General features: G+C 41.8%; 14 protein-coding genes and 1 riboswitch. Of the genes, 8 read left to right on the top strand and 6 right to left on the bottom strand.

The genetic code is table 11. The features are described 5' to 3' along the window. Positions 1-28: 28 nt before the first annotated feature. From AB6N04_RS18485 to nudC, 6 genes are all read right to left on the bottom strand, one after another. Positions 29-655 (bottom strand): DUF1481 domain-containing protein, encoded by a 627-nt coding sequence (locus tag AB6N04_RS18485; RefSeq protein ID WP_369309685.1) that lies wholly within the window; start codon positions 653-655, stop codon positions 29-31. An 89-nt stretch (positions 656-744) separates the two neighbouring features. Then, on the bottom strand, positions 745-1,017 hold the full coding sequence (locus tag AB6N04_RS18480) for an HU family DNA-binding protein (protein WP_369309684.1): 273 nt from the start codon (positions 1,015-1,017) through the stop codon (positions 745-747). Positions 1,018-1,216: 199 nt separating this feature from the next. Further along, positions 1,217-1,804 carry a YjaG family protein gene (locus tag AB6N04_RS18475; protein ID WP_369309683.1) on the bottom strand — a complete coding sequence of 196 codons (588 nt, stop codon included), beginning with the start codon at positions 1,802-1,804 and terminating at the stop codon, positions 1,217-1,219. A 74-nt stretch (positions 1,805-1,878) separates the two neighbouring features. After that, complete coding sequence (gene nfi / locus AB6N04_RS18470) at positions 1,879-2,550, bottom strand: deoxyribonuclease V (protein ID WP_369309682.1); 672 nt, start codon at positions 2,548-2,550, stop codon at positions 1,879-1,881. A 108-nt stretch (positions 2,551-2,658) separates the two neighbouring features. Next, the gene (hemE, locus tag AB6N04_RS18465) at positions 2,659-3,723 is read right to left on the bottom strand and encodes a uroporphyrinogen decarboxylase (RefSeq protein ID WP_369309681.1); all 1,065 of its coding nucleotides are present in this window, start codon (positions 3,721-3,723) and stop codon (positions 2,659-2,661) included. Positions 3,724-3,815: 92 nt separating this feature from the next. Further along, entirely contained in the window at positions 3,816-4,607 is a 792-nt protein-coding gene (gene nudC, locus AB6N04_RS18460) for an NAD(+) diphosphatase (RefSeq protein ID WP_369309680.1), read from the bottom strand. Between the two features lie 265 nt (positions 4,608-4,872). Between nudC and AB6N04_RS18455 the strand changes: the two genes are divergently transcribed. From AB6N04_RS18455 to AB6N04_RS18420, 8 genes are all read left to right on the top strand, one after another. Then, complete coding sequence (locus AB6N04_RS18455; protein ID WP_369309679.1) at positions 4,873-5,925, top strand: ABC transporter substrate-binding protein; 1,053 nt, start codon at positions 4,873-4,875, stop codon at positions 5,923-5,925. A gap of 32 nt (positions 5,926-5,957) precedes the next feature. Next, a complete protein-coding gene (locus AB6N04_RS18450) occupies positions 5,958-6,773 on the top strand; it encodes an alkaline phosphatase family protein (protein WP_369309678.1) in 816 nt (271 codons plus the stop codon). Beyond that, complete coding sequence (locus AB6N04_RS18445; protein ID WP_369309677.1) at positions 6,773-7,675, top strand: ABC transporter permease; 903 nt, start codon at positions 6,773-6,775, stop codon at positions 7,673-7,675. The genes AB6N04_RS18450 and AB6N04_RS18445 overlap by 1 nt, the downstream gene beginning before the upstream one ends. Beyond that, positions 7,665-8,495: an ABC transporter permease gene (locus AB6N04_RS18440; protein WP_369309676.1), complete on the top strand. Its 831-nt coding sequence runs from the start codon at positions 7,665-7,667 to the stop codon at positions 8,493-8,495. Before AB6N04_RS18445 ends, AB6N04_RS18440 begins: the two co-directional genes overlap by 11 nt. Beyond that, complete coding sequence (locus AB6N04_RS18435) at positions 8,495-9,511, top strand: ABC transporter ATP-binding protein (protein WP_369312176.1); 1,017 nt, start codon at positions 8,495-8,497, stop codon at positions 9,509-9,511. Before AB6N04_RS18440 ends, AB6N04_RS18435 begins: the two co-directional genes overlap by 1 nt. Positions 9,512-9,526: 15 nt before the next feature. Next, positions 9,527-10,189 (top strand): HAD family hydrolase, encoded by a 663-nt coding sequence (locus AB6N04_RS18430; RefSeq protein WP_369309675.1) that lies wholly within the window; start codon positions 9,527-9,529, stop codon positions 10,187-10,189. A 210-nt stretch (positions 10,190-10,399) separates the two neighbouring features. Next, complete coding sequence (locus AB6N04_RS18425) at positions 10,400-12,439, top strand: hypothetical protein (RefSeq protein WP_369309674.1); 2,040 nt, start codon at positions 10,400-10,402, stop codon at positions 12,437-12,439. A 41-nt stretch (positions 12,440-12,480) separates the two neighbouring features. Then, on the top strand, positions 12,481-13,710 hold the full coding sequence (locus AB6N04_RS18420; RefSeq protein ID WP_369309673.1) for a hypothetical protein: 1,230 nt from the start codon (positions 12,481-12,483) through the stop codon (positions 13,708-13,710). A 251-nt stretch (positions 13,711-13,961) separates the two neighbouring features. Beyond that, positions 13,962-14,074: riboswitch (TPP riboswitch) on the top strand. Positions 14,075-14,136 lie beyond the last annotated feature (62 nt).

Below are 14,136 nucleotides of genomic sequence, written 5' to 3'. Positions count from 1 at the left end.
GGTGGTTCGAAAGACGACGAGCGGTTATTTATAAACTATCTTTAGAAGGCTGCCAGCGGCAAAAATCGGTATCGGCCACCATCAAAAGTTGATTGCCCTCTGAGGACTCCAGCCACGCTAAATTCAACTGGGAGTGCCACACCTTTGCACGGTTTTGCAGCCAGTTTTCAGCATAAGGTTCAAACGTCACTTCGCGCACATCCCCTTCACAAGTTGTGACTTTACCTTGTTGCCAACGACCTTGATACAATTTGACGCCACCAACAATCAGCGCAGTGTTTGTCTCAAGTACCCGTTCCGCTTCAAAGCGCCAACGTGTGATTTCATCATTTGAAAGCGGTCTTTTACTACCATCTTGAACACGCTGCATAAAAATAACATCATTATTTTTATTGAAGCGTAGTTGCTCGGTGATATCACCACCTTTTTGATTCAAGATTTGGCTGCGAATTTGCCAGAGGTTACCAAATCGGTATTCGAAGAAATTAACGGAGGTGTCTGTGCCTTTATAGGGACTATAAACTACCATAAGGACAAGAGGTTGGCTTTTTGCATCGTTAAGCCGCCACATACGTATGACGCCATCATCGGCAATAAAACCACTTGCACTAAACTCTGGAAGCTTTGGTGCATTCGAGGAACAGGCGCTTAGCATTGAGAGAGTTCCCAATACCAGCAACCCTTTTTGAATAAACAAAAGGGGTAGTTTTTTACCCCCCCTGATAATTCGACTGTACAATGTACTTATTTTACAGCTTCTTTCAATGCTTTACCGGCAGTGAAAGCAGGCACAGTTGTCGCAGGAATTTGAATTTCTGCTTTAGTTTGTGGGTTACGACCAGTACGAGCAGCACGGTGGCTAACTTTAAAAGTACCGAAACCGACCAGTTGTACTTGCTCGCCTTTTTTCAGCGTTTCAGAAATAGCATTCAGAGTAGATTCTAAAGCTGCTTTTGCCTGAACTTTGGTCAGGTCTGCTGATTCTGCGATAGCATCAACTAATTCAGTCTTATTCATAAATTATCCTTACACAGTGTGTTTATCGTTTGCAAAGCATCGAGTGCGTCGGATATGCCAAATTGACAGCCCCTGATACACGCCCCCGATAGCCACTTCTTCTCGCCCCTAAATGTAGACCAGAGTAGGGGCAAATGTGAAGTCTTAGTACTCAGCATTACTGCGCTAAGTCACGTTTTCGATGACGAAAATGCAAAAATTAGCCTAAAGTAATACCTATATTGCTCACCCCCGCTTCGCGAAGGTCAGATTTTAATCCTTTAATTAACTCTAAGTCGCGCTCTTCACAAGCTGCCAGTAAACGGAAAATGTCCCACTGGATATCCCACTCTTCTTCAATTGCAGGGATTTCTTTAAGTTCTTCTTCTGTCATTTCCCGCCCTGCTTGAGTCATTTCGAGCATGGCAACCGTACGAATGGAGGCTTCGCTAACCCGTATTGCGTGTTCGAGGGTTTCACCACTCAATTTAGAGTGAATGATTTCACCTAATGCTATACAGGCATCAATAGCTGGATACACACCATACATATCGAAATCATCTGCTGATGGGATAATTTCTTCTAATTTTTCTAACTGATTATCGAAATTGACTTTGCTATCTTTAATAACCAAAGTTTCCCAAACTAAATCAAGGATGGAACGATAAACTTTTGCATCGGCAAATTCAGTTTGCTGGCAAAACATCCGAAAATTGGGATACATTCTTTCACATAAGCTTGCCATGAAAGTGGTATGTTGCCAGCTTTCTAATTTTTCCAACCTCAAATGAATGGGATTTCTTAACATAATTTCTGACTCATCAATCTTAATACTTCGCAGTTTACCTGAAAATCTGTCAATGCCACATATTTTGCTGATAATTAGCTGATTTTCTCATTCATTCGCTTAAAAAACGTTCGATTTGATGCAATTCCGTCAGCAAAACGCGTTGGTTCGGGTAGTCGATAACCTCTTAAGCACTTCTTAACCCATGCTAAGGAAGACGAAAAACCTACGTTATGCCCCGGAGAAACATATAATGGTTTGCAGCGTTTTTTGCTACGTAATACCCAACCGAGTTGATCTTCACCTGCCATTAAAGGTTGTACACTTTCGGGATCTTCACCTAGCTCTGCAGATTCACCACATAAGCGGCTTTTTGCAACACCGATTGTTGCGACATTGGCTTGCAAACCAAAGTGACAAGCCACACCAAAGCGCCGTGGATGAGCAATGCCTTGACCATCAACAAGTACTAATTCAGGTTTATGCTGTATTTTTCCCCATGCCGCCATTAGCCCTGGCACTTCACGAAAAGAAAGTAATCCTGGGATATAAGGCAACTGAGTCGGTATTCGCGCTATTTGATATTCAACAAGCACTAGCTGCGGCCAAGATAGCACCGCCACCACTGCACGTGTGATAGCGCCTTCCTGTTCAAACCCCACATCTGCCCCGCCAATCAGTTGCAATGGTGGAAACTCATCATGCAAAACGATTTTTGAGGCTTGGCTAATTTGCTCTTTTCGTAACTGTTGAGTATCTAAAACCATAACGCTTCCAATGCTTCGATACTTAATTATTCTTAATCATAGATGATAATGGTGTACTTACAAGGTTTCATAAATACACCACAAATCAAGAACATCAAGAAATGATGACTACTGATGATATTGGCGAGAGAAACGGTGAACCGCATCAACAAATGCTCCTGCATGCGCAGGTGGAACATCTTGATGGATACCATGGCCTAAGTTGAATACATGCCCTTCACCATGGCCAAAACCGGATAAGATATTTTGTACTTCATCTTCAATACGAGCCGGAGATGCATACAACATAGAAGGGTCCATATTGCCTTGTAGCGCAACTTTATCCCCTACACGGCGACGTGCATCAGCAATTTCGGTAGTCCAATCAAGGCCTAAAGCATCACATCCTGTCGCCGCCATTTCTTCTAACCACTGCCCTCCCCCTTTGGTGAACAAGGTGATAGGCACACGACGACCATCGTTTTCACGAATCAATCCGTCGATAATTTTATGCATGTAATTTAGGGAGAACTGTAAATAATCACGTTTAGTTAATACTCCACCCCACGTATCAAAAATCATGATGGATTGTGCCCCTGCACGAATTTGCGCATTTAAGTATAAAATCACGCTATCAGCCAGTTTATCCAGTAATAAATGCAGTGTATTCGGGTCTTCATACATCATTTTTTTGATTTTGGTGAATGCTTTACTACTGCCGCCTTCCACCATATAAGTCGCCAATGTCCATGGGCTTCCTGAGAAGCCAATGAGTGGGACACTCCCTTCAAGGGCTTTGCGAATAGCGCGAACCGCATCCATCACATAACCCAATTCCATTTCAGGATCGGGAATTGGGATGTTTTTCACATCCGCTGCACAGGCGACAGGCTTTTGAAAACGTGGACCTTCCCCTGTTTCAAAATACAACCCAAGCCCCATTGCATCAGGGATAGTCAGAATATCAGAGAATAAAATTGCGGCGTCTAATGGAAAACGACGTAAAGGCTGTAATGTCACTTCACATGCAAGTTCAGTGTTTTTACACAGCGCGATAAAATCACCAGCCTCGGCACGCGTTGCTTTGTATTCAGGCAAATAACGCCCCGCTTGACGCATCATCCATACCGGGGTCACATCTACAGGCTGACGTAGCAAAGCACGTAGATAGCGGTCATTTTTTAACTCAGTCATTATTTACTCCATTATTATCAGTGGCCGCCGCAAATGGCTATAAGCAAAGATAGCGATTGTATCATGTAAAAGGCAACAATATCAGCGTACTGCTATTTGCCGGATCTGTACTCACTTTGACGACACAATGCTACTGTATCTTCAATTAAGCGCCTTGCAATAGTATCCCCCGGGGGAATAAGTGGTAACTCATTGTAATGATACCAATTTGCACTGATCAATTCATTCGGGTCGACCTGAATCTCACCACTCTCGTAATCGGCAAGGAAGCCCATCATTAAAGAATGAGGAAAGGGCCATGGTTGTGAGGATACGTAGCGAATATTTTTCACTTTTATCTGGCTCTCTTCCATGACTTCGCGCATAACCGCTTCTTCTAATGTTTCACCCACTTCAACAAAACCGGCTAGTACCGTAAATAATGGGTTTTGCGAATGACGACGGTGTTGTGCCAAAAGAATATGATCATCACGGCGGATCCCTACAATAACGCAAGGGGCAATTTGTGGGTAATAGCGCTCATGGCAATGGTCACACAGACATGCCCATTCTGTTGCGCTGTGGCGCATTGCCGTACCACAATAGCCACAGTAACGATGAGAACGATAGAATTCAGCCAATTGTACCCCCCGCCCAGCAAGGCGAAACAAACCTTCATCCTGCGCAGCGACAACTCGGGGGGACATCATATCTGATGGCATTTTTTCAGCAATAAGCCAGACGATTTCCCCTTGCCATTCGCCAATGGGGGTCGCATTTTTACCTTCTAATGAATAGTCTTTAGCGCTGCCGTGTGGAATATCCCCTTTCGGCAACCACAATCGGCCGGCGAAACAGACGAACCACCAGCCACTTTCTGTTCCTACTAACGTTAATTTATTCATTTTTATGTCTTTTTTGATTTTTTGTTGTTGATAAAAAGGTCGTCGATAAAAAAATCAGTTTCGAATAACACAATACACTTCTTTGACACAATGTCATTCAAAGCTTTGTTTCATTTTTTATCACCGTCAATTTTGACAGTTTTTAGACAGTTCATCCCATAAAATGTCTAAAAACTGTCATAAAACAGTCAACTCACTGTCACTTATTAAAATTAGGATGCTAAGTAACCAATCTGGTTCATCGTTCTTCAAAAGTGAGATAACAATGAAAACTATCGTTCCTGCGATTTTACTATCACTGACCGCATCCAGTATGACATTTGCTGCTGATACTCATTTAACAGAGTTAATCAATGCTGCAAAAAAAGAAGGGCAAGTTTACAGCGTTGGGATGCCTGATTCTTGGGCAAACTGGAAAGGAACTTGGCAAGATTTAACGACACAATATGGTTTAAAACACCAAGACACGGACATGAGTTCCGCACAAGAAATTGCCAAATTTGCCGCAGAAAAAAATAATGCCACTGCGGATATCGGTGATGTCGGCGCTTCATTTGGTCCGGTCGCAGTGCAAAAAGGGGTAACTCAGCCTTATAAACCAACCACATGGTCACAAATTCCTGATTGGGCAAAAGATAAAGACGGTCACTGGGCATTAGCTTATACCGGTTCGATAGCCTTTATGATTAATAACGATTTAGTCAAAGACGCCCCAAAAAGTTGGGATGACTTATTAAAAGGCAAATACAAAGTGACAGTGGGTGATGTTGGGATTGCAGCTCAAGCCAATAACGCCGTTTTAGCGGCCGCATTTGCCCGCGGTGGTGATGAAAACAACCTCAAACCTGCCATTGAATTGTTTGCGGAATTAGCCAAACAAAAACGCCTTTCAGTCAATGATCCAACGGTCGCTAACATCGAAAAAGGTGAGGTGGAAGTTGGGATCTTATGGGACTTTAACGCGTTGAATTACCGCGATCAGATCAACCGCGATCGCTTTACCGTTGTGATCCCATCAGATGGTTCCGTGATCTCCGGTTATACCACTATCATCAACAAATTTGCGAAAAACCCCAATGCGGCCAAGTTAGCACGTGAATTTATTTTTAGCGATAAAGGCCAATTAAACCTTGCAGAAGGCTACGCTCGCCCAATCCGTGCCCAATATTTGACGTTACCTGATGATATCAAAGCCAAATTACTACCTGAAGAACAGTATAAAAATGTTCACCCAATTAAAGATGCCGCAGGCTGGGAAAAATCATCGCGTAATTTACCCAAAATGTGGCAACAACAAGTTCTGATCCACCAGCAGTAATTGAATTTGTTGAATTTAGGAATACGAGTCTAATGTCTGAAAAAGTCATACTTGTTGTCCTAGACGGTTTAAGTTATTCAGTAGCCCATCATTGTATGGGCTATCTCAATGGACTCATCAGAACCGATAGCGCAACACTTTATCAATTGGAGTGCGAGCTCCCTTCCATGTCTCGCCCACTGTACGAGTGCATTTTAACGGGTGTACCACCAGTAAAAAGCGGGATCGTCAACAATGACGTTGTACGCTTATCTCACTTTGACAGTATTTTTTCTCTTGCACGCCTTGCGGGTAAAACAACCGCCGCCGCGGCTTATTACTGGGTCAGCGAGCTGTATAACCGAGCGCCATTTGTAGCTACTCGCGACCGTTTTACGCACGATGAACGGCTGACCATCCAACATGGCTGTTTTTACCAAGCAGACAGCTACCCTGATGATCATCTGTTGATGGATGCAGAATATTTGCGTAGCCAATTTAACCCTGACTTTTTATTAATTCACCCGATGAATATCGACGATACAGGGCATAAGTTTGGTTTCGATTCACCGCAATACCGCAACGCGGCTCGCCACGCGGATATTATTTTGTCGAATTATGTCCCGACATGGATTGAACAAGGCTATCAAATCCTGATCACCAGTGACCATGGTATGAACAATGACCGTAGCCATGGCGGCACACTTCCCGAAGAATGCTTGGTGCCACTATTTGTGGTCGGTTCTACCTTTTCCCACCAGCCTTGTGATATCGCACAAACGGATATCTGTGGCACGGTATGCCGTTTATTAGGTGTCGACCCTCTCGATAAGCCCGTGTGTGATGGGCTATTACAAGGAGATAGGTAATGGCTGACCTAACTGCCCCCTATGAACAAGCCCAACCACAACTCGGGAAAATCGCCATGTTAAAGAAAACCTTTGCCCGTTTTCATTGGCGCGCTGCATTATTATTGCTGCCGTTTTTTGTGCTATTTGGCTTATTTCAAATCGCCCCGATGATCTGGGTGTTTATCAACAGTTTTATTTATGAAGAAACATGGTCCCTTGGTAATTACCTTGAAGTTTTTACCAATGATTTTTACCTGCAAGCCTTTGAAAATACTCTATGGCTATCCCTTATTTGTAGCGTACTCGGTTTGTTTATCGCTAGCGTTACCGCTTTTTCTATCTATAAGATGCAAGGTAAAGTGCGCCGGATGATGATCTCTTTCACCACCATGGCGAGTAACTTTAGCGGCGTTCCATTGGCGTTCGCATTTATCATTATTTTAGGCTTTAATGGCGCGATCACCTTGCAGCTCAAAGCATGGGGAATTATCGAAGATTTTAATATCTATAGCGCAAGCGGCTTAATGCTATTGTATGTCTATTTCCAAATACCATTAGGCGTTTTATTACTCTACCCCGCCTTTGATGCCCTAAAACCTGAGTGGGAAGATGCCGCAAAAACCATGGGCGCCAGTAAATTAACCTATTGGTTAAAAGTCGCTATTCCTGTGCTTTCCCCCGCTTTACTTGGCACATTTATTATCCTTATTGCCAATGCGATGGGGGCATACGCCAGTACCTATGCGCTAACTAGCGGCAATTACAACCTTGTAACCATCCGTATTGCCAGTTTAGTTTCCGGTGATTTGTTCCTAGAACCCAACATGGCGGCTGCGTTATCCGTCCTGCTTATCGCTATCTTAGGGTTTATCACTGGCATCCATCATTGGTTAATCAAGGGGAGCTATCATGCAAAATAACAATGTGATCAGCCCAATCATAATCAATAGCAAAAAAATCTCAGGGTTATGGTTTCATAAATTAGTGTTAATTAGCGTAGCCAGCCTATTAGCCTTACCTATTATTGCCACATTTTTATATTCTATCGCCAGTTCTTGGGGAGCAACCGTGTTGCCGGATGCCTTATCCATAAAGTGGTATCTGCAATTATGGCAAGACCCACGGTTTTTAATGGCATTTGGTCGCTCTTTAATCATCTGCTTCGGCACGCTGTTAATCAGTACCTTAGTTATTTTGCCGATGACATTTGCGGTTTTTTACCGTTTTCCCAAACTCAAAGGGGTGATGGATTTATTGATTATTTTACCCTTTGCGATCCCGCCAGTTGTCTCATCAGTTGGCTTACTGCAAATTTTTGCAGATGAACCATTAATGTTAGTGGGAACGCCGTGGATCTTAATTGGTACCTACTTCACCATCACATTGCCGTTTATGTATCGCGCCCTCGCTAACAGTTTTCAAGGGATAAATTTACATGACTTGATGGATGCAGCTCATTTGCTTGGCGCAACTACCTTCAAAGCTTTCCTAATGATTGTATTGCCAAATATTCGTAAAGGCATGTTGGTTTCATTATTAATTTCATTTTCATTTTTAATGGGTGAGTTTGTATTTGCCAATATCCTAGTCGGTACACGTTATGAAACCCTGCAAATCTACTTATTTAATATGCGCCAAACCAGTGGGCACTTTACTTCCGCACTGGTGATGTCTTACTTCTTATTTACGTTATTGCTGACATGGTTAGCCATGCACTTAAATCGTGCGGGAGATGAATGATGAGTTATGTTATTGCTGAAAATTTAGCCAAGTCTTTTGGTGCAAATCGTGTCTTTACCGATATTCAATTCACGATTGAAAAAGGTGAATTTATTACTCTGCTAGGACCTAGTGGCTGTGGTAAATCCACTTTATTACGTTGTATCGCAGGGCTTGAACAACTTAATAGCGGAGAACTCTACATTCATCGTCAGAATGTCACTCACCAAGCCGCTCAACAGCGAGGTGTTGGGATGGTGTTTCAAAGCTATGCTTTGTTTCCCAATATGACCGTGGCAGATAACATCGCATTTGGTTTGAAAATGCGTAAAGTCAATGGCAGTGAAAGAGCCAAAGCTGTTTCCGAAGTGATTGAAATGGTGGAGTTGCAAGGAAAAGAGCACCAATATCCTCATCAGTTATCGGGTGGTCAGCGCCAACGGGTTGCATTAGCAAGAGCATTAGTCATGAAACCGCAAATCTTGCTGCTTGATGAGCCACTATCTGCCCTTGATGCTCGCATTCGTAAACATTTGCGCCAGCAAATTCGTCAGATCCAACGCGAATTAGGTTTAACAACTATTTTTGTTACCCATGACCAAGATGAAGCCATGATCATGTCGGATAGGATCTTTTTAATGGATAAAGGACAGATAGTGCAAAATGATACGGCAGAGAATATTTATACTCAGCCCGCCACCGAGTTTGTTGCTCGATTTATGGGGCATTATAATTTGGTCGATGCCCACAAAGCTAACGCGATGTTAGGGTTAAATTTACAAGGCACTCTCGCCATCCGCCCTGAATCTATTTATGTAAAAGAAGCGGGTCGCCAGTACGGTAATCATATTTCTCATCCTGTGGATGCAGTGATTTTAGATCATCAATTGCTCGGCAATATTATTCGTTATAGCGTGAATACCCCTGCGGGGGATATGACCGTAGATTTACTCAATCGCTCATCGGAGCGTTTATTTGAGCCCGGCACCCGCCTTGAGTTAATGTTTAATAAAAATGAAATTCGCGCACTTAGTTAATAAGATAGGAATATAATGCCAAATCAATTAGCCATTTTTGACTTAGATGATACGCTGATCCAAGGGGATAGCAGCGTATTATGGACACAATACCTATGGGATAAGCAAATCATCAGTGACCCGCAGTTTGTAGAAGCCGATAAAACCATGATGGCGCAATACAATGCAGGCACATTAGATATGCCCACTTACTTGCGTTTTAATCTGCAAACTCTCGCCAATATAAAAACAGAGCAAGTGGATATTTGGTTGGATGATTTTGTACAAAGCGTGATTTTACCAAGGATCTACCCTGATGCGATTCAAACGATCGCTCACTACCGCGCCAAAGGGATCCCGATTATGGTGATCTCCGCGACTGTTTCCTTTATTGTTAAAAAAATCGCTAATAAGCTCAATGCCGATGTCGCCATGGGTATTGATATCAAGCAACAAAATGGCTGCTATACCACCGAAATTAACGGTATCCCAACATTCAAGGAAGGTAAGGTTAAACGCTTATTGGATTGGATCCGCCACCAGCCAATCACCGATGCTTATATTTATTTTTATACCGACTCTGCCAACGATCTCCCTCTGTGCCAATTCGCCGACGAAACCTTTATCGTCAACGGTGATCCTCGCTTGCAACAAGCCGCCAAAGAATATAAATGGTGCCAATACACTTGGCACTTATGATCAAAACCAACATGGGAACAATACTGAATACTCATCGATGCGCTATTGGTGGGTATTTAATATAAATACCGTATTACATTCATTTTAGCCGCGCCATTTTCAGTAACAGATTAAAATGTCAATACAGTAAATTTGTTATATATTTTCGAAAGAAGTAGTTTTTCCGCTAATAGACAATGTCCTCCTGTTCAAATATACACCGAGGACTAAATGCCAAATATTAATAACCCTAGCTCATTACAAGCTCATACTGATTATACTGTTACCTTAGCCCAAGCAAGCACTACGGATGGCATTAAGAATTTTATTATAGATAACCGCACAAACACCGCTTACCAATTAATTTCCTTGAAAAATCGTGAAGTCCAAATTCACCAAACAGAGCCATCTATACTCGATATTTTAGAAAAAAAAGGAGCCCTTTTAGGACATAAAATCGTTCATATTAATATTGCGGAAATGATTAAAGGCATCAATCTGACTGATAATCCAAACTTCACTAAGAACCCCAGTTTAACGAAATTAGTTCTTAGCCAATATAATACCGTTCTTACACAGCCCAATAGGTTCAAAGCTATCGCTGAATTAAGTGAAGTCGAAAAAAGCCAATATCAGCAATTATCAAAATCAACAGAAATAGCACAACTTCGAACAGCATTATTATCCCTCGTTGATGATGATATAAAAGACGAGCTAAATACTATGGTCAAAGAATGGGGGATGTATGGCGTATCTGCATGTGAGGTTGATAATGAAAATTATAAAATTTTTAAGTCATTTTATGACGAAAAAATAATGAAACACGCGGTTTGCAAAGATGATTATAAAAAGCTCGATTTCGCTACTCAAAACATCAAAACTGCTATTACTGATCCCCGTTGCCTTAATGCCAAATTAACTCCACTTCAAATATTCAAAGCTGCCTATCAATTAGGCGATATTCCCGCAGTTTCTAACTTTCGTTTTATGTTCAATCCTGCCAATAAAGATGATGGGAAATACCGCGAATGGATGTACCACTTTGATAATAGTAATTATGCCGCTGAATTCAAACTGATCACTACCCGTAACGCAGATAGTATCAAAGCCAACACTGAACAGTGCTTAGCTGCATTCCCATACAATACACAAAGCGCTATTCGCTTTACGAAAAGTGAAGCAGCCACTAAATTTCCCACCATGGAGGATTTACAGCGTGAATTTAGCCATGTACCAGATGCCCGTTATGCCGTTATTCATAACCCCAATAATGACACCCCGATTGAAACAGGCATTCGCACTGAAATGATCGTACACCACCGTTCTGCCAGCGGTAAAGATGAAAAACAGGCTCGTGATTCCGAATTAATGACTTTTCATGGTATAGGGCGATGCAAACCCTTCCTTTCCACGCAGGAACTGGATAATGCCCCGCACCTAACACCATTACAACGCTTTGTATTGGGCGAATTTAAACATTCCTCAGCGAACGAATTTATTGCAAGGCTGGCAACAGAAAAAGATGCCCTAAATGCACAAATAAAACAAAGCATTCAAAACCAACGCTTTGTACCTTTAGATGATATCACTGTTGCAAAATTCAGTGAGCAAGGCGTTCAAATCACTAATGAACCATTATTCAAGAAACAAGTGGAAACTTATGACGATTTACCTGAAGTCTTAGATAAAATCCCTAGATTGGAACTCAACCGCTCATTAGCAGAACAACGGAAAACGGTTTTAACGATAGTACCTTTATTAATGAATTACGACCAAAATGCAGAGCTAAAACCCGATTGCTCGGAAAACCAAGCATTTCCAGCAAGAACACAACTCAGAGAACGCCCTAACAGTGCCTTCATAGAACCCCTTCGCCGTGATCTACCTAAAGTAAAATTTAGTGATACCCCTGATAATCTCATACCAATGACAGATATCACCCAGTTGACCCAAAATATTCAACAATTTTACCAAAATGCTTGCCTGTCCTTTACCGCCTCCAGTGCCGATCCCCAAAAGGTGGCATTATATGAAAGCCGAGCAGCACTGGCTAAAGAATACAGCAGCCAATTTACTGACCGCGCAACATACCCTGAGACTCATCAGGTATTGTCGTTATTTACCTACTATATGATTGAAGATCTGAAATCAGATCCTGAGCTGCAACGTAATAACCCAGAGCTGTTCTATAAAATTGAACAGCAGCAAATTCCCTTGTTACAGCATTTTATTAGTCATCGTTTACTAAAAGATAAACTCGTTGATGGCTAATGTTATCAGCCACTGATTACATAACGTAGAAAATAATTAATATGATGAATCATAATTACCGCATGATGATTGCCCAGTTTATTCCTCTTTCACAAGAAAACGCGGAGCCATATGCAACAAAACTCACCGTAGATAAACCGAGTTGTGAATTTATTAGATTAGATGATGTACCGGGCAGCAGTTTAAGTAGTATAGAAAAAATGACCCACCCATTAGCGGGAAGTCTCGAGCCAACAGGCATGTCGCCTTATATGATATCGTTACTCGGTGATCAAACTAGGTTAAGTTTTGCCGAAAAAGTATTTCAATCGCCAAGGCAGCGCTTGCTCGATCAATTGAATATTGATGTGATAAAGCAATCCCCAAAAACGACAGACAAATCCTCGCAATTAGACACCGTGCTGCGGTTTTACACTCGCGATGAACAATCACAAATAAGAAAGATTGAATTAAATGGTCAACCGTTTATTGAACAACAGCCAACAAAGCCTTATTTTCTTGGGCAAAAAATAATTACGCCTGATTTTACTATTCATCGTGTGCAAGAACAGCAGCAAAGGAATAAGTTATTACTGAGCCAAATACGCGATGACAGCGCAGTACCTTTTAACAAACAGGCAATTTTAGATTTAAAAACCTACAATGACGAGGTTTATAACCAAGAGTCAAAAATACGTCAGGGTGATAAGTTTTTAAATGAAGCGCGGTATTTTATCCCTATGGTGGAATACTTAACAAACTTTGGTGAAATAAAGGATATTTTGGTACAAAACTCGTTAGAAACGAGTAGTGACGAAAATACGCCTCATTTTCAACTGATCCCGAATAATGTTAGGTTACCATTGCTCTATCAACAAACTCTTCCCTCTAACAATGAAACATGCAAATGGATAAATTGGTTCTTACCAACTTTGCGTATAGAAATAGATAGCGCGAGAGCTGACTGGCAGCAACAAGCCTTATTAATCCAAGATACCTGCCAAAAACTATCTGCCGATAAACATATTAGCACCACATCCGTATTTCAATATATGGGTGATCGGCAAGTTAGCATGTATTTAATATTCAAAAACGATGAGTTTCGCCTTACACCAGAACAACTTAAGCAGTCACCTGGTTGGCTTGAATCAAGTGGGATATTTATCAGTAATACCTCAAAAGCAGAGTTATTTACCCATCAAGGTGCAGAACAATACTATGCACCTTATGCTGAGTTAGGAATAGATAAACAGCAAATATTAGCGGATATTGAACAACACTTTAATTATTAACCCTGAAAACAAACATTCGTTGTTCGCCTATTTAGCGAAGAATGACAAGGAAACATTTCCCCTAAATTATTTTTTACCCAATACACATATTTCCCCTAAATTATTCGAGTGAGAAGAAGGCGGCAAACGAAGATATCCCGAGGAGCATACATAAGTATGTGACTCGGGTAGCTGAGTGAAGCCAACGCACTTATCGCGCGAAGAATGACGGGGAAATCGCTTGAAGAATGACGAGGAAAGCTTATACTGATCAATTCTTGTCGGAGTGCCTAGTATGTGAAAACATCAGGCTGAGACCGTTAATTCGGGATCCGCGGAACCTGATCGGGTTAATACCCGCGAAGGGAACAAGAGTAATCACTCGGTGCCATTTTTGCCATTCTTCTTCTGGCGAAAAATTAAGCACAACGTCTTTTTATTACTCCG

The organism is Providencia rettgeri (assembly GCF_041075285.1).
GTDB classification, from domain to species: domain Bacteria; phylum Pseudomonadota; class Gammaproteobacteria; order Enterobacterales; family Enterobacteriaceae; genus Providencia; species Providencia rettgeri_G.
The sequence above is the reverse complement of the archived record's forward strand: the minus strand, read 5'-3'. Positions and strand labels throughout refer to the sequence as shown.

Bases quoted from the DNA above. Each gene is read 5' to 3' on its own strand.
- AB6N04_RS18480 (WP_369309684.1), bottom strand. From the start codon at position 1,017: ATGAATAAGACTGAATTAGTTGATGCTATCGCAGAATCAGCAGACCTG.
- nudC (WP_369309680.1), bottom strand. From the start codon at position 4,607: ATGAATAAATTAACGTTAGTAGGAACAGAAAGTGGCTGGTGGTTCGTC.
- AB6N04_RS18455 (WP_369309679.1), top strand. From the start codon at position 4,873: ATGAAAACTATCGTTCCTGCGATTTTACTATCACTGACCGCATCCAGT.
- nfi (WP_369309682.1), bottom strand. From the start codon at position 2,550: ATGGTTTTAGATACTCAACAGTTACGAAAAGAGCAAATTAGCCAAGCC.
- AB6N04_RS18475 (WP_369309683.1), bottom strand. From the start codon at position 1,804: ATGTTAAGAAATCCCATTCATTTGAGGTTGGAAAAATTAGAAAGCTGG.
- AB6N04_RS18425 (WP_369309674.1), top strand. From the start codon at position 10,400: ATGCCAAATATTAATAACCCTAGCTCATTACAAGCTCATACTGATTAT.
- AB6N04_RS18430 (WP_369309675.1), top strand. From the start codon at position 9,527: ATGCCAAATCAATTAGCCATTTTTGACTTAGATGATACGCTGATCCAA.
- hemE (WP_369309681.1), bottom strand. From the start codon at position 3,723: ATGACTGAGTTAAAAAATGACCGCTATCTACGTGCTTTGCTACGTCAG.
- AB6N04_RS18440 (WP_369309676.1), top strand. From the start codon at position 7,665: ATGCAAAATAACAATGTGATCAGCCCAATCATAATCAATAGCAAAAAA.
- AB6N04_RS18420 (WP_369309673.1), top strand. From the start codon at position 12,481: ATGATGAATCATAATTACCGCATGATGATTGCCCAGTTTATTCCTCTT.
- AB6N04_RS18445 (WP_369309677.1), top strand. From the start codon at position 6,773: ATGGCTGACCTAACTGCCCCCTATGAACAAGCCCAACCACAACTCGGG.
- AB6N04_RS18450 (WP_369309678.1), top strand. From the start codon at position 5,958: ATGTCTGAAAAAGTCATACTTGTTGTCCTAGACGGTTTAAGTTATTCA.
- AB6N04_RS18485 (WP_369309685.1), bottom strand. From the start codon at position 655: ATGCTAAGCGCCTGTTCCTCGAATGCACCAAAGCTTCCAGAGTTTAGT.
- AB6N04_RS18435 (WP_369312176.1), top strand. From the start codon at position 8,495: ATGAGTTATGTTATTGCTGAAAATTTAGCCAAGTCTTTTGGTGCAAAT.